Here is a 19965-nt window from a genome sequence, read left to right on the forward strand (position 1 = left end):
AAATCGGAAATAATTGTTCAATAGGACAAGGAACCGTAATATATGCTTCGGCTCGGGGGGGGGGGGTAACTATTGGCAACAACACGCATATTGCGGCACAATGTTACATAATTGATATGGATCACGGTCTTCAAGTCAACACGTTAATTGATAAGCAACACAATTCTGTAGATGCGATTAGTATTGGTAATGATGTTTGGATTGCGGCAGGAGCTAAAATATTAAAAGGATCGATTTTAAATGATCATTCCGTTATTGGAGCCAATGCTGTAGTAAAAGGTATTATGGAAGAAAACGCAATAGCTGTAGGTATTCCTGCACGTATAATTAAATTTAGAAAATAAAAACACATCATTTTGGAGGTACAAAAAATGCCTCTTTTCTACTAGTCCTGGCAGAGTATACGTGTGATATTTTTAACTGGGATTGATAAACTGCAAAAAGAGTGTTATAATATAGAAAAGGATTTGCTTATGGAGGAAGACAGATGAGTACATTTAAAGATAAAACCCTGTTAATTACCGGCGGAACAGGTTCTTTTGGTAATGCCGTTTTAAATGGCTTTTTAAATTCAGATATTGGAGAAATCCGTATTTTCTCCCGCGATGAAAAAAAACAAGATGATATGCGTCACGAGTTTCAGGCAAAAATGCCGGAGGTAGCAAACAAAATTAGATTTTATCTTGGGGATATTCGAGATGTTGCATCAGTTAAAAATGCAATGCATGGTGTAGATTACATATTTCATGCAGCAGCCCTAAAACAAGTGCCCTCGTGCGAGTTTTTTCCGATTGAGGCGGTTAAGACAAATGTATTAGGTACTGAAAATGTTCTAAATGCGGCGATTGACGAAGGGGTTAAGTCTGTTATTTGTTTATCTACAGATAAGGCTGCTTATCCAGTGAATGCTATGGGAACCAGCAAGGCTATGATGGAGAAGGTAATTGTCGCGAAAAGCCGAACCGTATCTCCGGAACGCACAAAAATTTGCTGCACACGTTATGGCAACGTAATGTGCTCCCGCGGTTCCGTTATTCCGCTTTGGATTGAACAAATAAAAGCCGGCATCCCTATTACCATTACTGAACCGAAGATGACACGGTTTATTATGTCTCTGGAGGAAGCAGTCGATCTCGTAATTTTTGCTTTTGAAAATGGGACAAGCGGCGATATATTGGTTCAGAAAGCTCCTGCCTGTACCATTGAAACCCTGGCAAAAGCTGTCGTTGAGCTTTTTAATCCGGAACACGAAATTAAAGTGATCGGCATTCGCCACGGCGAGAAGATGTATGAAACCCTGCTTACCAATGAAGAATGTGCTAATGCCATTGATCTTGGTACGTTTTACCGCGTACCGTGTGATAAAAGAGATTTAAATTATGATAAATATTTTAAAGAGGGCGATAAATTAAGAAATCCATTAACAGAGTTTAATAGCAACAATACGGAATTGTTGAGTGTAGAGCAGGTAAAAGAAAAGCTGCTTAGTTTAAAATATATGAAAGACGAACTCGAAGCTTGGAACAACAGATAGGAGAATGGGCCGATGAATATATTGATAACCGGTGCAGCAGGGTTCGCAGGAAAAAATTTAGTTGCGGCGTTAAAAAATATTCAACAAAAGAAAGACCGCACACATTCTGAACTTGTGATTGACGAAATTTATGAATATGACATTCATACAGAAGCAACCTTGCTGAATACCTACTGTGAGAAAGCAGACTTTATATTTCACTTTGCAGGCGTAAACAGACCGCAGAATAACGACGAATTTATGGCAGGCAACTTTGGATTTGCGGAAACATTGATTAATCTTCTGAAAAAGCATCAGAATACATGCCCTGTTGTGTTGTCTTCATCCATTCAGGCAACATTAATTGGACGTTATGCCAATTCTGATTATGGCAAATCCAAGCTGGCTGGTGAAGAACTATTTTTTCAATATGGTGAAGAAACTGGCGCTAAGGTTCTGGTCTATCGTTTTCCGAATCTTTTTGGAAAGTGGTGCAGACCAAATTATAATTCTGCTGTGGCAACTTTCTGTAATAACATTGCTAACGATTTACCCGTTCAGGTAAATGACCGGAATACTGAATTGGAGCTTCTATACATTGACGATTTGGTAGAAGAGATGCTGGCGGCTTTAAAAGGCAGGGAGCATCATTGCGGGTTTGATGGAGTGCGTGCAATTGGGCAAGATAACGGAAAATATTGTTATGCGCCGACTACGCATCATGTAACGTTAGGTGAGATTGTGGATTTGTTAAATTCTTTTAAAAACCAACCACAGACCTTAGTTATGCCCGAAATTCCACACAATTCCTTTGCAAAGAAATTGTATTCTACATATTTATCCTATTTACCGAAGGAAAAGGTTGCGTTTCCGCTGAAAATGAATGTGGATCATCGGGGAAGCTTTACAGAGTTATTAAAAACAGATAATTGCGGGCAGTTTTCGGTAAACATCAGCAAACCTGGAATTACAAAAGGACAGCATTGGCATCATTCTAAATGGGAATTTTTTATTGTTGTGAGCGGACACGGATTGATTCAGGAAAGAATGATTGGTTCTGATGAAGTATTGGAATTTGAAGTGACAGGAGATAAAATAGAAGCAGTTCAAATGCTTCCGGGGTATACGCACAATATTATTAATTTGTCAGATACACAAGATTTAGTAACAGTGATGTGGGCGAATGAACAATTTGACAACAATAAGCCGGATACATTTTTTGAAGAAGTGTAGAAAATGGTGAAAGGACAATTAAAATGTTGAAGTTAATGACGATTGTGGGAACACGTCCTGAAATTATCAGGTTATCTGCGGTCATAAAAAAGTGTGACAAATATTTTGAGCAGATATTGGTTCATACGGGACAGAATTATGACTATGAGCTGAATCAAATCTTTTTTGATGATTTAGGCCTGCGTGCTCCTGATTTTTATTTGAATGCAGTTGGCACTGATTTGGGGGAAACCATCGGTAATATTATTGCGAAAGCCTATGCATTAATGGTGAAGCAAAAGCCGGATGCGCTGTTAATTTTAGGTGATACGAATTCATGTCTTTCCGCTATAGCGGCAAAAAGACTGCATATACCTATATTTCATATGGAAGCAGGGAACCGTTGTAAGGACGAATGCTTGCCAGAAGAAACAAATCGGCGAATTGTTGACATTATTTCTGATGTTAACCTTGCATACTCAGAGCATGCGAGACGGTATCTTGCTGAATGCGGCTTACCAAAAGAAAGGACCTATGTTACAGGTTCGCCAATGGCAGAAGTTTTGCATAATAATCTGGAAAAAATCAAATCAAGCGATGTGCTTTCGAGATTAGGTTTGAAGAAAGGCAACTATATACTCCTTTCGGCCCATCGAGAGGAAAATATTGATACAGAGGAAAATTTCTTTCATTTGATGAATGCGGTCAATGCAATGGCAGAAAAATATAATATGCCGATTCTTTATTCATGCCATCCTAGAAGTGCAAAATATATTGAAAAAAGAAATTTTAAATTTCATAAGAATGTTATTCAAAACAAGCCTTTGGGATTTCATGAATATAACAATTTGCAGATGAACGCATTTGCAGTTGTATCAGACAGCGGAACACTGCCGGAAGAAAGCAGCTTTTTTCTGTCGATTGGAAGCCCTTTTCCTGCTGTGTGCATTCGTACAAGCACAGAGCGGCCCGAAGCCCTTGACAAGGGTAATTTTGTATTGGCTGGAATTACAACCGAACAGGTTTTGCAAGCAGTTCATACTGCTGTGGAAATGAATAAAAATGGCGATTTTGGCATACCTGTGCCGGATTATACCGACGAAAATGTTTCAACGAAGGTTGTAAAACTAATTCAAAGCTACACAGGTGTTGTAAATAAAATGGTTTGGAGAAAGTACTAACACATGCTAACAAAGAACCCCGCATATTTTGCTCTGCAGGGTTCTTTTGTTACGGATGACTTTTGACGCGTGCAAAATCCAACGGTTATTCCGAAGAAAAATAAATACAGACTATTGCACAACCTTTTGAATTTTAAATTTTTGGCTTAGTAGTGCCCAATTTTGTGAAAACGGCCGCATCACATTCCAATATCCACCGCCCCGCAGAGCAAACTCAGAAATTAGGTTAAATTTTCCTAAAATACTACGTACGTCTTCAAACCACACGATGTGTTTGCTTCTGTCTCTTGCGTAATATTCAAAAAAAGGCGATTGGGCAGTTTCGTCAAATTGAATGGTTGCGCCGTTTTCTGCCGCAATGCGAATCGCTTCTTCATTTCCTATGCTGGTAGCACGGGTAACGCCCTTTTCATAAGGCAGCTTCCAGTCATATCCATAATTCGGAATTCCCAGCATAATTTTATTGGATGGAATTTGCGAAACAGCATAGGTTACCACCTGCCGCACGTTATTGAGAGGGGCCACAGCAAGCGGCGGGCCGTAAGTATATCCCCACTCATATGTCATAATCAGCACGGTGTCTGCTATGGCACCCAGTCTGGCATAGTCGTGTGCTTCATATAAAAGCCCCTCCTGGTTTGATGATGTTTTCGGCGCCAGGTCGACATTAACGCGATAACCGCTTTGATGCATTCTTTCAGTGGTGTTTCTAACAAAATCAATGAACGCTTCGCCGTCCTCAGGATTTACATATTCAAAATCAATATCCAGTCCAAGATAGCCCTTTTCATCCATTACCGCAATCATATTGTTAATCACCTTGTTTTGAAGCTGTAAATCATTGAACAAAAGGCTTGCCTTTTCACCGCTGAAATTACCGTCTTCAGTGATGGAGGAAATTAGCATAATAGGCGCCGTTTTATATTGATAGGCAAGATTTATGAGCGGTTGGTCGTTAATGGGAATAAGTTCCCCTGTTTCTGTAAATCCATAGCTAAACAGCGTCAGATCCGTAAGGTAGGGAAGTGCTCTGGTGAGAATTTCCCGGTCAATATATGGATATGCATAACCGTTAATATAAACGCTTCGCTCATTGCCGCCTTGAAAGCGAATTGTAATCTGTTGCCCAACGCGTAGCTGGCGGTTTTGAATTAAATTTGGGTTTTTTTGAAGAAGTTCCATTTCTGTTGTGTTGTATACTGAGGCTATTGAGGCAAGTGTATCCCCTCTGCGCACGGTATGTATGATTTCAGGCACCAAAATGATAAGCGCCTGACCTTCAACTAAAAAGGGTTGTGCATTTAAACCGTTGTCCAAAATGATGCGCTGCGTGGAAACGCCGTAGCGGTTGGCAATACTCCATAAAGTATCTCCTCGCTGAACGACATGAATATACATTTTGTCATCTCCATTCATATTAAAAATTGATGTTTCTACTACTATCATATGTTCTTTTACGAAATCGTGAAACCAAGAATAAAAAATAGCATAAAATTTGCAAATTACTATTGACAACCAATTATATATATGCTATAATAACTTTGTTGTGAATAGCGCGGGGTGGAGCAGTCTGGTAGCTCGTCGGGCTCATAACCCGAAGGTCGTTGGTTCAAATCCGGCCCCCGCAACCAATTCAGAAAGCCTGTAACCTTAACGGGTTACAGGCTTTTGTGGCCCGTTGGTCAAGCGGTTAAGACACCGCCCTTTCACGGCGGTAACACGAGTTCGATTCTCGTACGGGTCACCATTTGGGCCTTTAGCTCAGCTGGTTAGAGCAACCGGCTCATAACCGGTAGGTCCCGGGTTCGAGTCCCTGAAGGCCCACCAAGAAAACGACTTGCCGTGGGGCAGGTCGTTTTCAGTTAAATTTTTTATAAAGTAAATGGGGCATTAGCGCAGCTGGGAGCGCACAACACTGGCAGTGTTGGGGTCAGGGGTTCGAATCCCCTATGCTCCACCAAGACAATATAAATATGATACAATATACATATATTATTGAATCTATCAATCAAATTTATGGTTTATACACCTTTTTAAGCGTACCCTTCCGCAGTATGTATATAAGTACATAAACCCCATTGCGGCAATCTCCGGATGATTGATAAACCGTTTTTAGCATTGGAGGGATAAAGTGTGTCAGCCGTATATGGAACAATAACCATTATTGCATTTATTCTAATCGGTATATGCCTTTTAGTTGATAAAAACAAAGAACGGTATTTGCTGTTGCTGTTCATATCAATTTTCTTGGCAAATTTGGGGTATTTTTTAATATCCATCGCGCCAAGCCTGAACTTTGCCCTAAATGCCAATCGTCTTTCCTATTTAGGGCAAGTCTTTTTGCCTTATTTTCTATTGATGATGTTATTGACTATTTGCAAAATAGACCGTCCAAAATGGCTGAACCCTATACTAATTACAATCAGTATTGTGGTTTTGTTTATTGCTGCAAGCCCTGGAATCCTTCCTATCTACTATAAAACCGTTGAAATTGATCAATCAGAAGGTTTTACAAAAATTGTAAGAGAATACGGGATATTACATAAAACATACCTTGTTTATCTTATTTCCTATATGATCGCGCAACTATCTGTTGTTATTTATGCAATATGCAAAAAGAGAATTATTTCCTATTTGCACGCAGTATTCTTGCTTTCGGCAACCCTTTGCAACACTGTAATATGGCTTGTAGAAAAATTTATTTCGCGTAATTTTGAATTACTTTCTGTGTCCTACATTATAACCGAACTGTTTATACTTTTGGTTTACGGAATCGTACAACAGTATGAAGCACTGAAACTTGAAAAGGAACACCTTGCCATGTTTGACAGTATGACGGGGCTACTGAACAGTGGTACCGTGCAGAATAAAATAAACGATATACTCGCTTCTGACAAAGGATTAGGAAGCGCAATGCTGGTTATAGATGTAGATAATCTTAAAACAATTAATGACAGTTTTGGGCATCAAGCCGGAACAACTGCTATCTGTTTAGTTTCAAATAGCCTTAAAAAGATGTTCCAAGCAACAGATATTTTAGGTAGATATGGCGGGGATGAATTTGTCGTATTTCTGAAAGGATTTGATGGGGGACGGGAACAGCTTGAGAAAAAATTGCATAGCGTACTTCGGGAAATATCTTCCCAAAAGATTATAGAACAGAATGACTTGAAGGTAAGCTGTACAATTGGCGCAGCTTTTGCAACAGCGGAAACTAAGGGGTTTGAAACACTCTTTATGAGAGCGGATAAAGCGCTCTATCAAGCCAAGCAAAGCGGTAAAAATACCTATCTTTTCTACGAATAATTTGAATTCTATCAAAAGAGTGTAACATTGAAGCACACTCTTAAATGTGGCAGGCCTTTTTGGCCTGTCTTTTTCACAATGTATATTTTGAACTAACAATGTTAAGGAGGATAAAAATGATTTATCGAAATTTTCAGGGAGAAAGTCTGTCCATGCTTGGATTTGGAGCCATGCGCCTGCCAACCGTGAACGGGATTGAAGCAAACATTGATGAGATCTTGGCCCAAAAGATGGTAGACGAGGCCATTGCTAACGGCGTGAACTATTTCGATACCGCATGGGGATATCACGACGGGAATTCCGAATGGTTCATGGGAAAGGCGTTGAAAAAGTATAACCGAAGTTCGTTTTTTCTTGCAACAAAATTTCCAGGATATGACCTGTCTTCATTTGGCCGGCATGAGGAAATTTTTGAAAAACAGCTTGAAAAGTGTCAGGTTTCCTACTTTGATTTTTATCTTTTCCACAATGTTTGCGAGCTGAACATTGACGCATACTTGGATAACGATACATATAAAACATACGATTATTTAATGGAGCAAAAAAGAAACGGGCGAATTCGCCACCTTGGATTTTCTGCACACGGCACACTGGAAACAATGAAACGTTTTCTTGAGGCCTATGGAAGCGACATGGAATTTTGCCAAATTCAATTAAATTTCCTTGACTGGGAATTTCAAAATGCAAAGGAAAAAGTCGATCTACTGAATGAATATCATATTCCGATTTGGGTAATGGAACCGTTGCGCGGTGGAAAGCTTGCGCGGCTGTCTGAGGAGCAGGAAAACATGCTACAAGCACTTCGACCGGAAGCAAAAATTCCGTCTTGGGCGTTCCGGTTTTTACAGACGATTCCGGAGGTTACAATGATTCTTTCCGGTATGTCTGACGAAGCCCAGCTTTTGGATAATATTCAAACATTTGAAACGGAGCAGCCGTTATCCGAGGCCGAATTAAAGGTGTTGTTTCAAATCGCAGACGAAATGACAGGCAAAACTACTGTTCCATGCACCGCATGCCGCTATTGCACCAGCCATTGCCCGCAGGGACTGGATATTCCATATTTGCTGGAGCTTTATAATGAGCATACATTTACAAAAGATTTTGCTTTCATTGCGCCTATGGCACTTCAGGCGTTAACGCCCGACAAGCAGCCCAGGGCTTGTATTGGCTGCAGGAGCTGTGAAGCAGTTTGTCCGCAGAAGATTAAAATTTCGGAGATTTTATCTGATTTTAACCATAAAGTGAATTAAGAAAGGCTGGTAGCCGGCATGTCCTACTTGTTTATGAAAGCAGAAGATATTATTCATATAAAAGAAAAATTAAATGGTAATTCGGAGCTGCAGCAGACTTTGAAAAATAAAGCAGATACGCTTATGCAAACGCCGCCTTTAAGCGTTACCTTTCATAAAAGCCCTGCCGCAAGCGGAAATTCTCACGATTACTTCAGTGAAGGCCCTTATTGGTGGCCGGATGAAAAAAATCCGGGAGGGCCATATATTCGGAGAGACGGAGAGGTAAACCCGAATAGGTTTAACCATCATTTTGAGGATATGCAAACGCTGAGTGATGTTATTGCTGGTTTGGCCCAGGCAGGCTTGTTTTTAGAAAGTGATGAGTATATGCAAAAGGCGGTATCGCTGGCTGAAATTTGGTTTGTGAATAAAGCAACAAAAATGTCACCCCATTTGGAGTATGGTCAGGCTGTGCGCGGCATTTGTGACGGGCGAAGCATAGGCATTATCGATACTGCACAGTTGATTAAAGTTGTTGCAGGACTAAATCTCATTGAGCAAACCGGAAAATTCACAGAACAAATAGAATTGGTGAAAGACTGGTTCCGCGATTATGTTTACTGGATGAATCACAGCGAAAAAGGACTTGAAGAGAAGAACTATTTTAACAACCATGCCAACTGGTGGAATACACAGGCTGCGGTGTTCAGTGCCTTTGCGGGTGATGATGCACTTATGAACGAATGTTTTGAAAAATATCGAAATGACGTCATTCCAAATCAGACAAACAACGAAGGTGCGTTCAGCGACGAACTGACACGGACAATTTCCTACTTTTATACGCTTTTTAATCTCGAAGCATGTGCAATTATCTGCGAACTGGCGTATCACAAGGGCGTGGATTTATGGAACTTTATAACCAAAGAGGGGAAAGGGATAAAAAAAAGTATTTCGTTTTTTAAACCCTATTATATTAATCCGTTTCTATGGCCTCATCAACAGCTTAACGCACACAAAGGTGTTATGCGCGAATGGCTGCCCATGCGTCTTGCTGCGCTGCACTTTTGCGACGCGGAGCTTCGCAGGGCGAATCAATTCCGGCGGAAAGACATGAAACCATTTACCGCAACCTGTAATTTGGGATTGTTGGATTTAATTCAAGAATAAAAAAAGCGGCTTTAGCCGCTTTTTTGTTATCTTGCAAATTCTGCAATATCCTCCGGTTTTAATTCTAACAGGCAGGCAATCACATAGTTTTTAAAAAAAACATCGTGTCCCGTGCTTCTGTGAGAATCGGAACCGAACACAAATTTGCAGCCGGCAGATTTTGCAATGCTCAGCATATGAAGCATGGGGTCAGTTCGAATTTCTCCTATCGATTTACCTGCAAACGCCCCGGCATTAATTTCAACTGCAATGTTTTTCTCTTTGGCAGCGCAAAAACAGTCGGAAAACTCCTGATTGGTGATCAGACGGACTAACTCCCGATTGTCATAGGGGCAGGCTACCGCACAAAAGGGGTGTGGAATGGTGGTGACATATTTGCTTACAGGGGATTCAACTATGTTATAAAACCGTTCCAGCATAAATTCTGCATGCTTCCGGTGGGGTTCATAACAATCTTTGGGCATAGTGAGATGTGTGTGTGACTGCGGCACAATTAAAAAGTCAAGCTGTTCGGCAACTTCTTCGCTGACAGCCACCGTTCCGTTTTTATCACATTCTGTTTCGCAGCCAAAAAGAATTTCAATGCCGCCGGCATTCAGTGCCTTGACCTCCTCCTTAATTTGCGAAATATGCTCATAGGTCAGCTTTCGATAGTCCGGAATTGTGCATTCCACAGCGCTGTCCCACATATGGTCGGCAAAACCAATTTTTTTCAGGCCCAGCTCGTGAGCTTTTTGTATGTAGTGTTCAGCTGTGGCCGTAGCGTCGGCACAGGGGGAATAGTGTGTGTGGATATGCATATCATGGTCGATAAACATTTAAAAACCTCCTTTTTTTAAACCAAGCGGTTGCGGTGCTCACCACTATAAAACGCTTTGATGTTGAGTACAATTTCATTGAGGCAGCGCTGCCGGGCTTCCAATGCGCCCCAGGCCATGTGGGGTGTAAGACAAACGTTTGGGAGATCAAGCAGGGCAGTGTATGGATGGTTTTCAGGAAACGGTTCCGCCGAATATACGTCAATTCCCAATCCACCGATTTTTTTGTCTAAAATTGCTTTTGCCAAGGCTGTCTCGTCTGCTATGGCTCCCCTTGACACGTTGATGAAGATGGCATTTCGCTTCATGGACGCAATTCTTTCTTCATTGATTAACCCTCGTGTATCCTTGCTCAGCGGCAAATGGACGGATATAATATCTGCGTTTTGCAATAAATAATCAAGGGCGCAGCAGGGATAGTCTTCGTCCGGGGTACGTTTAAAGCCAATTACGCGACAGCCCATGGCCTCTGCTGTGCGCGCCACCTGTTTTCCGATGTTTCCCAGGCCGACAACGCCCCAAGCCTTACCGAACAGCTCGTGATAAACGGGGGTAAGCCGGTTTGCAACACCGCTTTTTGAATACTGCCCACAATCTACAAATGCGCTATATTCCGGCAGATGGGTGTAAAGCGACAAAGCCATTGCAAGCGTTACCTGTGCAACGCTGTGTGTGGAATAGCCAACCACATTGCACACAGCAATACCGTGCGCTTTGCAATATGCCAAATCAATGTTGTCATAACCTGTGGCGGCAACACAAATTAGTTTTAGGTAACGAGCATTTTTTAAATTTTGTTCGTTTATTTTTATTTTGTTAATCACGATCACGTCGCTGTCTGCAATGTGTTCTGCAACCTCATGGGGCAATGTGTTTTGGAACACAACGATATCGCCAAATTCTTTCAGCAAATCGAAGTTTAAGTCGCTGCCCAGAGTTTCGGCATCGAGCAATGTAAGTTTCATTTCCGTCACTCCTTAAATTAACTGCTGCTCATTAATAATCAGCTTAAATTCCAGTCCCAGCTTTTCCGCTGCCTTGCGGCAAAGAATCATTCTGTCCATAAAAATCTCAAAATAGTCCATAATAGAACCAAAGTGATTATCTAAAAACAATTTAAGCTTAATAATTGTTTTTTCCTCGTTGATTTTCACAACGGATTTTTTCACAGAGTAGTTTACCCTGTCGTGAATATCGAAGGAGGTAAAATCCTGGTTTCTTACGCGGCTTCTGCGCACGTCGGTCTTGTCGCCCAATATCAGCGCAGCGGCAATGTGGTTTACGGCAACGCCGGTACCCTCATCGTGATTTCCAATTGCAGTTGCAATCAGTGCAATATCTTCCGCCGGCATTTGCATTTTATCCAGAATTCGGAATGCTAAAATTGCGCCGCTCTGAGAGTGTTCAATTCTGTTTACCAAATTTCCAATGTCGTGAAGATAGGCGGCAATCTGCACAAGCTCTACGTCGTGAGCAGGGTAGCCCAGAGTTTCTAAAATATATTTCGACGTGTTTGCTACGGTTGTAACATGGGCAAAACTATGCTCGGTAAAGCCCAACGCAACCAGCGATTTGTCCGCTTGGGCGATATATGTCCGAACGGCTTCGTTGTTTTTAATATCTTCAAATGTAATCATATTGTTTTCTCCTTAACGAAACGATCTTAATTTAAGTCATTATATCAGAATTGCGCTAAAAAATCAAATAAATAATAAAAATAAAAGGGCAAACAATGCCCTTTTATTTTTATTATTTCAACTGAAACTATTCCACATGTGTTCCCTCAATAGAAAATAGAACCCATTCGGCAATATTTGTTGCATGGTCGCCGATACGCTCAAAATATTTTGCAACCATTAAAAGGTCAACAGCGCCGTTGCAAACGGAAACATCCGTTCGCATAATTTCAATTAAATCAGATTTAACCTTTTCAAACAACGCGTCTACAATGTCGTCGTCATCAATCACCTTTTGCGCCAGCTGAATGTCTTTTTTTACAAAGGCCTTAATGCTTTCGTTCACCATTTGAATGGTTTCTTTTTCCATTTGGCTGATGTGTTCTAAATTGCTGACGGCGAGCAATTCAGAATCCATCATGGTAATTTCAGAAATATCCGAGGCCATGTCGCCAATGCGCTCCATGTCCGTTATCATCTTTAAAGCGGAGGAAACCTTTCTTAAATCTGTTGCCACAGGTTGCTGATGCAGCAGCAGACGCAGACAAATCGCCTCAATGTCCTTTTCCTTCTGGTCAATTTCCGAATCGAACGCTATGGCCTGCTGTGCCAAGTCTTTATCGTTTTTGCGCAGCGCGTCAACCGCGCTTGTAATCGCTTTTTCTACTAAAAATCCCATTTCTGTCAGTTCGTTGTTTAAAATTTCTAACTGCTCGTCAAATTTAATGCGCATTAACCAAACCTCCCTGAAATATAGTCTTCTGTCCGTTTGTCGGTTGGTGCGGAGAAGATATTGTCTGTGGTATCAAATTCCACAATTTCACCCACCAAAAAAAACGCGGTGTAGTCGGATACGCGGGCGGCCTGCTGCATATTGTGCGTTACAATTACTATGGTGTAGTTCTTCTTTAAATCTTCCATTAAATCCTCAATTTTTGAGGTGGATACGGGGTCTAAGGCAGAGGTTGGTTCGTCCATAAGCAGAACCTCAGGATAAACAGCCAGCGCCCGGGCAATGCAAAGCCGCTGCTGCTGCCCGCCGGAGAGGCCTAAGGCAGATTTTTTCAGCCGGTCTTTTACCTCGTCGAAAATGGCGGCGCCTCGCAGACTTTCTTCCACAATTTTGTCAAGCTCGTGTTTGTTTTTAATGCCGTGAATACGCGGGCCATAGGCAATGTTGTCATAAATGCTCATCGGAAATGGATTCGGCTGTTGAAACACCATGCCAACACGCTTTCTTAAAACCGTTGTGTCTACTTTCGGGTCGTAAATATTTTCGCCGTCTAACCGAACTTCGCCTGTTATTTTTACGCTGTCAATTAAATCATTCATGCGGTTCAGCGTCTTTAAAAAGGTCGATTTTCCGCAGCCGGAAGGGCCAATCAGAGCGGAGATGGAATTGGCCTGAAGGCTTATGTTTACGTCTTTTAACGCATGGTTGTCGCCGTAAAACAGATTTAAGTTTTTTGCATCAATCTTACCCATTGTTCATTCTCCTTGTAATGTCGTTCTTTTTGGTAACGGCGTGGGTTAAAAAGTTAATTAACAGCACGATAATTACCAATACGGCTGCAATTCCAAACGCAATGTCATATTCACCCTTTGACATACTTAAGTAAAGCTCAATTGTAAGGGTTCCGCCGGATTCAAATATTTTTGAAAAGACAGAGCGGGGAAGCAGATATCCGGAACCTGCAGTAAACAGGAGCGCCGCCGATTCGCCCACAATTCTGCCGATTGCCAGAATTACCCCTGTGATAATTCCAGAACTTGCACAGGGAAGCAGAATGGTACGAATCATATGCCATTTTTCCGAACCCAGCCCCAAAGCGCCGCTGCGCCAGGAGGCAGGAACGGTTTTTAAGGCCTCTTGGGTGTTTCGGGTAATCAGCGGCAATACCATGAGCGTTAGCGTCAGTGAGCCGGTTAAAATGGAATATTCCAGGCCCAGCGTATTTCCGAAAAACACCATGCCGAACAGTCCAAAAATGATGGAGGGAATGCCTGCCAGGGTCTCTGTTGTAAACTCAATTATTCTCACAAATTTTCCCGGTTTGGCATATTCATTTAAATAAATAGCCGAACCAATGCCAATGGGCGTTGCGATGATGAGAGTTATTACAATGATATAAAGGGTGTTTATAATGTTCCCGGCAATTCCTTCCGTTTCTTCCAGTGCACTTCGAACTGTGGTGAGAAACTGCCAGTTTACCACAGGAAGCCCCTTAACAAAGACGTAAATGATAATGCCTGCCAGCAAACACACAGAAAATGCAGCGGAAAGGTAAATAAAAAAATATAATATTTTATCTGATACACGTTTTCTTCTTTTTGTGAGAGAGTTATCCATTTTTTAAATCCCCTCTCTTTAAAAATTTGGTTAGTCCGAGATTTATCAGGCTGATAAACAGAAACAGAACCAGACCGATTGTGAACAGCACCTGCCTGTGCGTGCCTTCTGAATATCCCATTTCACTTACGATTGCCGTGGTTAAAAACCGGACGGAATTAAAGGGCAGAGGAAGATTAACAGAACCGCCAGAAACCAAGGTGATTGCCATAGCCTCGCCGATTGCACGGCCGATTCCTAAGACAACCGCGGTCATAATTCCCGATTTTGCAGCGGGGATTTGCACTTTAAAAATAGTTTGTATTTTGGAGGCGCCCAATCCAAGTGACGCTGATTTTAAATATCCCGGCACCGCCCGCAGGGAAGCCTCAGAAATATTAATAACGGTGGGCAAAATCATGATTGCCAGCACCAAAACTGCGGAAATCAGGTTTGCACCGCCGGTAAACTGGTGCGTTGTGCTGCCTTCAAACAGTTTCAGCTCCAGCTTATACATTAATGGATTTAAAATCATAATACCCAAAAGTCCGTAAATGACGGAAGGAATGCCTGCCAAAAGCTCAACCGCAGGCTTTACGACGGCAATGAGCTTTGGCGGGGCAACTTCTGACAAAAATACCGCAGTTAGAATTCCAATGGGAACGCCGATTAAGATTGCCGCAAAAGTTCCGACAATGGATGTAAGGATAATGTAAAGGATTCCAAAGGAGGGGTCGGCGGCCGTTGGTTTCCACACCGAGGAGAAGAGAATTTCGGTAATACCGACCTTTTGAAGGGCCGGAAGTCCATTTAAAATCATATATAACGTAATGGAGAATACGGCGCAGATTGCAACCAATGCACATGCGGTAAATATTATTTTTGCCGCATTCTCAATTACGGATTTTTTATTATTTTTGTTTATGATTGACGTTTGATTGCTCATTCTGCACCGGTCCTTATTTTACGGTGATTAAACCCACCTTTTGAATAATTTTCTGGCCAGCATCGGATTCAATATAGTCAAACCATGCTTTTACCAGTTCGTTCTGCTGAGAAATTTCGCCTTTTGTCGCCATAATAAACGGTCTTGACAACAAATATTTGTCGTCTTTAATATTCTGTTCGGTAGGCTCTACACCATCAATTTTCAATGCAGTTACAGAGTCGTCTAAAACATCTAACGAAACATACCCAATAGCGCCGGGAGTTGAAGCAACCTTAGCCATCACTGCGCCGGTGCTGTCTAATTCGTTTGCATAGGCACATTCATTTTTCAGCTCAAGAATTTCCTCAAATGCGTCCCGCGTGCCGGAACCGGCTTCGCGTCCTACCACTACAATAGCGCCGCCGGACGCGCCAACATCGCTCCAATTTTTTGTTTCGCCTTTATAAATGCTGACGAGCTGGTCTTTTGTCAGTTCTTCCGCACTGCCTTTGTTAACAATGACCGCAATGCCGTCGATTGCCACAATGTTTTCTGCAATCCCTGCTGACTTTTCACTGTCCTTTAAAGCTCTTGAGGAATTGCCAATATTGGAAGAGCCAGAGGTTACGGCCTCAATTCCGGCAGAAGAACCAATAAATTCTGCTGTGACGGACACCTTGGGGTTTTCTGCCATAAAACTTTCTGAAAGTGCGTTGGCCAGTTTTTCCATTGAAGTGGAGCCTGCCATTTTGATTGTGCCGGAAAGCTTTGCTTCTGAATTTGTTCCAGCGGTGTTCGCTGCGGAATTGTCCCCGCCTTTATCTGTGCCGCAGCCGGAAAGAAGAGCCGCCATTAAAATACCTGAAATTAAAACTGCTAAAAATTTTTTTGTTTTCATAAATCATTTCTCCTTTTTATAAGTAGTTTGTGCAATCCTCTGTTTGACAATACCATTATCTTTAATTTTTGTAAAAACTGAAAGATAAAATATGTTAAAATAATGTAAAAGAAAAGAAGAAATTTTAATTTTATGAAAAATTTTGGCGTTTTGTAAAGTTTTAGTAAAAAATATTTCTTTTCTTTTTATTAAATGCACAAAATTACTTGCTTTTATTTTAAATTTTTGATACAATAAACTAAATTCAATTAATAAGAAAGGGAGAGATTTTATGGTACTTCATGTTAAAAAGAAATTTGCCATGCTATTATCTTTAATAATGGTTTTGGCAACCTGTTCCGTGCAGGTTAGCGCGGAAAGCACAGTTAGTGTCAAACAGGTAGACGCAGACACCAACTTTTCCCGAATTGAATTCACGACTACAACCGATGGGGAACCGGCAGGCGGAGTAACGATTTTGGCCGGAGAGGAATATTCGTTTACCTTTACGCCCCAGAAAACGGGCAGTTATTCTGCTTGGTTTTTAAGACCGCAGTCATTTCAAGTTGACAAAGGATCTAACACCATCGCCTTTTCTGTGGAAGATTCCGGCGGTGTGATTTACAATGTGCCAAGTTATAAAGCATTATATCACAGCCAGATGGCAGGCGTAAACCCAGTGCTTGAGCGGATCAATGGGGCTGCAGGCGCTTCCCCGAGAAATTTTGACCTAACTGCAGGTGTGGAGTATACTGTAAAAATCACGCCGTCGGCGGATTTGGCACCTTTATATTCTGTTGATTTCAGGTGTTTGAATCTTCCGATTAACGATAAAACAGCTATTTCTCCGGCAGATATTACGAACACGGGCATTACGGACAATGCTGCCATTGTCAGAATCCCTGCTTCCTTTGAGGGCGCAACTGCAATTGACTTTGAATATACACTTGTGGGCAATTATGCTGCAGCTGACCTTGCAAGAAAAGACTCGCAGTATCGGTCCATGCATCCGGGCACCAGTTGGGTGGAATATACGTTAGATGTGGAAACTCCAGGGGTTTATGCGATTACTACTTACACCGGAACATATGGTTTTTCCGGAACAAAAATTATTCAAAATCATTTTTCGTTAGACGGGGTTTTGATTACTTCCTTTTCAAAGGAAGTTGAACCGGCTGGACAAAAATTCTTTGAAACTACATCTCAGTTTTATTTAGGTGCTGGCATGCACACTCTGAGGATATCTACAGCAGGTTCAACTCAGGGGGCTTACATTGGTGCAATTAAGTTCGACTTGCAAACAGAAGCAAACAACATGTCTGTTTTAGATGTTTCAGACACCAGTGCGCCTGTCTTTGCTACGGAACCTTTTTTTGCCGGCAGCGCTGGAGCCATTAATGCAGACAAATATTGGACCATTAACAATGGCGAGTCTATTTCGCTCAAATTTAAAAGTGACGCTGTAAAGACTTTGGAACTGTATGCTAAGAAAATTGAAGTACCTGAAGGGGCATCCATTGAATATGTATTAGACGCGGAAGCTCCAGTGGAAACGCGACTGATGAAATATGGCACGATTTTTGAAGACATGGAAATTACAGAAGGCGAGCATACGCTGACCATTACCTCGAAAACTGATGGTGTTAAAATAAGCACACTGTCTTTTCGCGAAAAATTAACACAGAATCCTGCTATTACCGACATTGCTTCAAAGGGAGACACTGCAATTGATCTGTTTTCTTATACGTCAAGTTCCGGAGATGTCTGCGCAGCAAATGAGGGGAAATCCCTGGGATTTGGAGCAGGGAGCGAAATTAAATATACCATTAATATTCAAAAAGACGGGCTTTATACGGTCTATATGAACTCATTAACCCCTCAGAGAGGTTTTGATATTTATGTAGATGACGGTTTGGAACCGCTGACAGGCTATATGCATAAATATATTGAAAGCAATGGCACAAACAGCAATAAAGAACCGCTTTACGATAATACCAATGTTTCGTACAATCGAGTAATTGACCGTCAATTAATTATGTATGGTGTGCAGCTTAATACAGGTGAACATACCTTTACCTTAAAGTTTAATAACGGTTATAAGAGCACATCAGCCACCACGCCGCCTGTTGAGATAACAGATGATGAGAATTTTATGAGTATTGTAAATCAGCTTTGGGTAAGCAGAATGGACCCGGAAGTTGGGAGCACTAATGAGGTGATCATCCGTGCTTGGGACGCTACAGCAGATGGCCCGAAAAACTCCGGATGGTCTTATATCAATCAGTTTGGACAGGGTGGAGAACAGATAATTGACGGAAAATCCTGCAGAAGTACCGTATTTATGGATGGTCTGGCATATACTTACACATTCATTGCGGAAAGTGACGGATATTACGATTTCAGCGCGTATATTAAGGACCACGCTGCAAGCGAAACTGTGCCCAATGCGTTTTATACGCTCAGTGTTGACGGCGGTGAAGCGGTAAATGTACCGGTGCCGTTCAGTGGCGGGTCAAGCTTTTTAAAGACTACAACAGAGAAAATTTATTTGACAGCTGGCAGTCACACCTTTAAAATTGTTGCAGAAAAGGCAAACATACCGGGTGTTAACAGGCTCTATTCCATTAGCCTGGCAAAATCGGGTGTAAATTCAGTTGTAGTAGACGAAACATCAAACATTGTGGCAGTTGACGCATATTTTGATGCACCGTACACTGGCACTGCTATGGTTGCACTGTATAACGACGCGAAAGAACTGGTAGGAATTTATCAGGGTACTGCTTCAAACGCCGATTCGATTACTGCTAATATTGCATATACGGGGGTGCCCACGATGGCAAAAGTGTTTATCTGGGGCGATTTAACAAACGTGAAACCGCTGGTAAAAAATATTGAAATTGCCAGCACAGATGAAAACTGGATTGTAAAATAAATATAAAGAAAAGACGGTGAACCAATTTATGGTTCACCGTCTTTTTTATGCGTTTGGAAAAAAAGTGGCCTAACTGCAATTTTCATGTTTCTTTTTAATAAAACAGCAGCAAGCTCACCGTTTTTAGTCTCTAAACAAGAAGCAAATATTACGATGCTTTTTCTCGCAATGCCCGACTGAGCCAAAAGTTCGTCTGAAATATAAACGGCATAACACTCCATATCGCCATAAATCGGAAAGGGGAAAGTTAGGATTCCATTAAAATTGTCGTTTCTGAAAATGATATCAGCGGAAACCAGCTTGTCTGAAAAGAGCGGAACCTGATAGACATCAAATTTGTCTTCTCTAAAATTTTGGTTGACAGGCTCCGGCGGCTTTTTTATGAGCGTCTCAATTGGAACGTCAAAAGCCTGTGCTATTTTTGACAGCACTTCGGTTCTAGGAACAGAAATTCCAGCAATGTAGTTACTAATTGCAGATTTTGATAACCCAAGCAAAGTAGCTAAATCTTTATTTTTTAAGTTGTTTTTATTCATCAGCCGTTTTAAATTGGATGAAAACACATTTTTGTCAAAATCGTTGGTAATGCTACCCATGATCACCGACCACCCCTGTTATGTTGTTTTCTGAAACGGCGCATTCTGGCAATACGTTGCTTTTCTTTTATGCGCCTTAAAAGAATAATTACAACAACTACGCCCAAAATGAGCAAAAACCAAATGTTCAGAATATAAGACAAAAATTGTTTTACATAGCTTCTTGAAACATTACGGCTTGCATACAGCTTTGCT

At 41.5% G+C, this 19965-nt stretch carries 18 protein-coding genes and 4 tRNA genes; 12 read left to right on the plus strand and 10 right to left on the minus strand.

Translation table 11 applies throughout. The annotated features are described in order from the left end of the window. From WIG73_RS05260 to wecB, 4 genes are all read left to right on the plus strand, one after another. A partial coding sequence (locus WIG73_RS05260; RefSeq protein WP_337399577.1) for an acyltransferase occupies positions 1-344 on the plus strand: 344 nt, incomplete at its 5' end. A 143-nt stretch (positions 345-487) separates the two neighbouring features. Beyond that, positions 488-1534, plus strand: coding sequence for a nucleoside-diphosphate sugar epimerase/dehydratase (locus tag WIG73_RS05265; RefSeq protein ID WP_337399578.1), 1047 nt, complete (start codon positions 488-490; stop codon positions 1532-1534). 12 nt (positions 1535-1546) lie between these two features. After that, on the plus strand, positions 1547-2746 hold the full coding sequence (locus WIG73_RS05270) for an NAD-dependent epimerase/dehydratase family protein (RefSeq protein WP_337399579.1): 1200 nt from the start codon (positions 1547-1549) through the stop codon (positions 2744-2746). Positions 2747-2769: 23 nt separating this feature from the next. Next, a complete protein-coding gene (gene wecB / locus WIG73_RS05275) occupies positions 2770-3906 on the plus strand; it encodes a UDP-N-acetylglucosamine 2-epimerase (non-hydrolyzing) (protein WP_337399580.1) in 1137 nt (378 codons plus the stop codon). Between the two features lie 111 nt (positions 3907-4017). On the opposite strand, the gene WIG73_RS05280 is transcribed toward wecB, so the two are convergent. Continuing rightward, entirely contained in the window at positions 4018-5304 is a 1287-nt protein-coding gene (locus WIG73_RS05280; RefSeq protein WP_337399581.1) for a LysM peptidoglycan-binding domain-containing protein, read from the minus strand. A 156-nt stretch (positions 5305-5460) separates the two neighbouring features. Here WIG73_RS05280 and WIG73_RS05285 point away from each other — a divergent pair. The 7 genes from WIG73_RS05285 (at position 5461) to WIG73_RS05315 (ending at position 9614) form a co-directional block, all read left to right on the plus strand. Further along, positions 5461-5537, plus strand: a tRNA-Met gene (locus WIG73_RS05285). A gap of 41 nt (positions 5538-5578) precedes the next feature. Continuing rightward, a tRNA-Glu gene (locus WIG73_RS05290) sits at positions 5579-5653 on the plus strand. Between the two features lie 3 nt (positions 5654-5656). Continuing rightward, a tRNA-Ile gene (locus WIG73_RS05295) sits at positions 5657-5733 on the plus strand. Positions 5734-5790: 57 nt separating this feature from the next. Continuing rightward, positions 5791-5866, plus strand: a tRNA-Ala gene (locus WIG73_RS05300). A gap of 173 nt (positions 5867-6039) precedes the next feature. Continuing rightward, positions 6040-7212, plus strand: coding sequence for a diguanylate cyclase (locus WIG73_RS05305; RefSeq protein WP_337399582.1), 1173 nt, complete (start codon positions 6040-6042; stop codon positions 7210-7212). 116 nt (positions 7213-7328) lie between these two features. After that, on the plus strand, positions 7329-8465 hold the full coding sequence (locus tag WIG73_RS05310; protein ID WP_337399583.1) for an aldo/keto reductase: 1137 nt from the start codon (positions 7329-7331) through the stop codon (positions 8463-8465). Positions 8466-8483: 18 nt separating this feature from the next. Then, positions 8484-9614 carry an alginate lyase family protein gene (locus WIG73_RS05315; protein WP_337399584.1) on the plus strand — a complete coding sequence of 377 codons (1131 nt, stop codon included), beginning with the start codon at positions 8484-8486 and terminating at the stop codon, positions 9612-9614. 26 nt (positions 9615-9640) lie between these two features. Here WIG73_RS05315 and WIG73_RS05320 read toward each other — a convergent pair whose 3' ends face one another. The 8 genes from WIG73_RS05320 to WIG73_RS05355 all read right to left on the minus strand — a co-directional run bounded on the left by WIG73_RS05320 (position 9641) and on the right by WIG73_RS05355 (position 16263). After that, a complete protein-coding gene (locus WIG73_RS05320) occupies positions 9641-10432 on the minus strand; it encodes a PHP domain-containing protein (protein WP_337399585.1) in 792 nt (263 codons plus the stop codon). A 17-nt stretch (positions 10433-10449) separates the two neighbouring features. Further along, complete coding sequence (locus WIG73_RS05325) at positions 10450-11397, minus strand: NAD(P)-dependent oxidoreductase (RefSeq protein WP_337399586.1); 948 nt, start codon at positions 11395-11397, stop codon at positions 10450-10452. Between the two features lie 12 nt (positions 11398-11409). Next, entirely contained in the window at positions 11410-12069 is a 660-nt protein-coding gene (locus WIG73_RS05330) for an HD domain-containing protein (protein ID WP_177678162.1), read from the minus strand. A gap of 127 nt (positions 12070-12196) precedes the next feature. Beyond that, positions 12197-12841, minus strand: coding sequence for a phosphate signaling complex protein PhoU (gene phoU / locus WIG73_RS05335; protein ID WP_177678167.1), 645 nt, complete (start codon positions 12839-12841; stop codon positions 12197-12199). Continuing rightward, positions 12841-13593, minus strand: a complete 753-nt coding sequence (pstB, locus tag WIG73_RS05340) for a phosphate ABC transporter ATP-binding protein PstB (protein ID WP_249310492.1) — start codon at positions 13591-13593, stop codon at positions 12841-12843. Before pstB ends, phoU begins: the two co-directional genes overlap by 1 nt. Continuing rightward, positions 13586-14458: a phosphate ABC transporter permease PstA gene (pstA, locus tag WIG73_RS05345; protein WP_337399587.1), complete on the minus strand. Its 873-nt coding sequence runs from the start codon at positions 14456-14458 to the stop codon at positions 13586-13588. Before pstA ends, pstB begins: the two co-directional genes overlap by 8 nt. Beyond that, positions 14451-15383 (minus strand): phosphate ABC transporter permease subunit PstC, encoded by a 933-nt coding sequence (gene pstC, locus WIG73_RS05350; protein WP_337399588.1) that lies wholly within the window; start codon positions 15381-15383, stop codon positions 14451-14453. Before pstC ends, pstA begins: the two co-directional genes overlap by 8 nt. Before the next feature lie 13 nt (positions 15384-15396). Continuing rightward, on the minus strand, positions 15397-16263 hold the full coding sequence (locus tag WIG73_RS05355; protein WP_337399589.1) for a phosphate ABC transporter substrate-binding protein: 867 nt from the start codon (positions 16261-16263) through the stop codon (positions 15397-15399). Between the two features lie 271 nt (positions 16264-16534). On the opposite strand from WIG73_RS05355, the gene WIG73_RS05360 reads away from it, so the two are divergent. Further along, positions 16535-19174 carry a hypothetical protein gene (locus WIG73_RS05360; RefSeq protein WP_337399590.1) on the plus strand — a complete coding sequence of 880 codons (2640 nt, stop codon included), beginning with the start codon at positions 16535-16537 and terminating at the stop codon, positions 19172-19174. A 26-nt stretch (positions 19175-19200) separates the two neighbouring features. Here the strand turns inward: WIG73_RS05360 and WIG73_RS05365 are convergent, their stop codons facing one another. Next, a complete protein-coding gene (locus WIG73_RS05365) occupies positions 19201-19770 on the minus strand; it encodes a helix-turn-helix transcriptional regulator (protein ID WP_337399591.1) in 570 nt (189 codons plus the stop codon). Between the last annotated feature and the right edge of the window lie 195 nt (positions 19771-19965).

Source organism: Congzhengia sp., assembly GCF_037235575.1.
Lineage (GTDB): Bacteria > Bacillota > Clostridia > UBA1381 > UBA9506 > Congzhengia > Congzhengia minquanensis.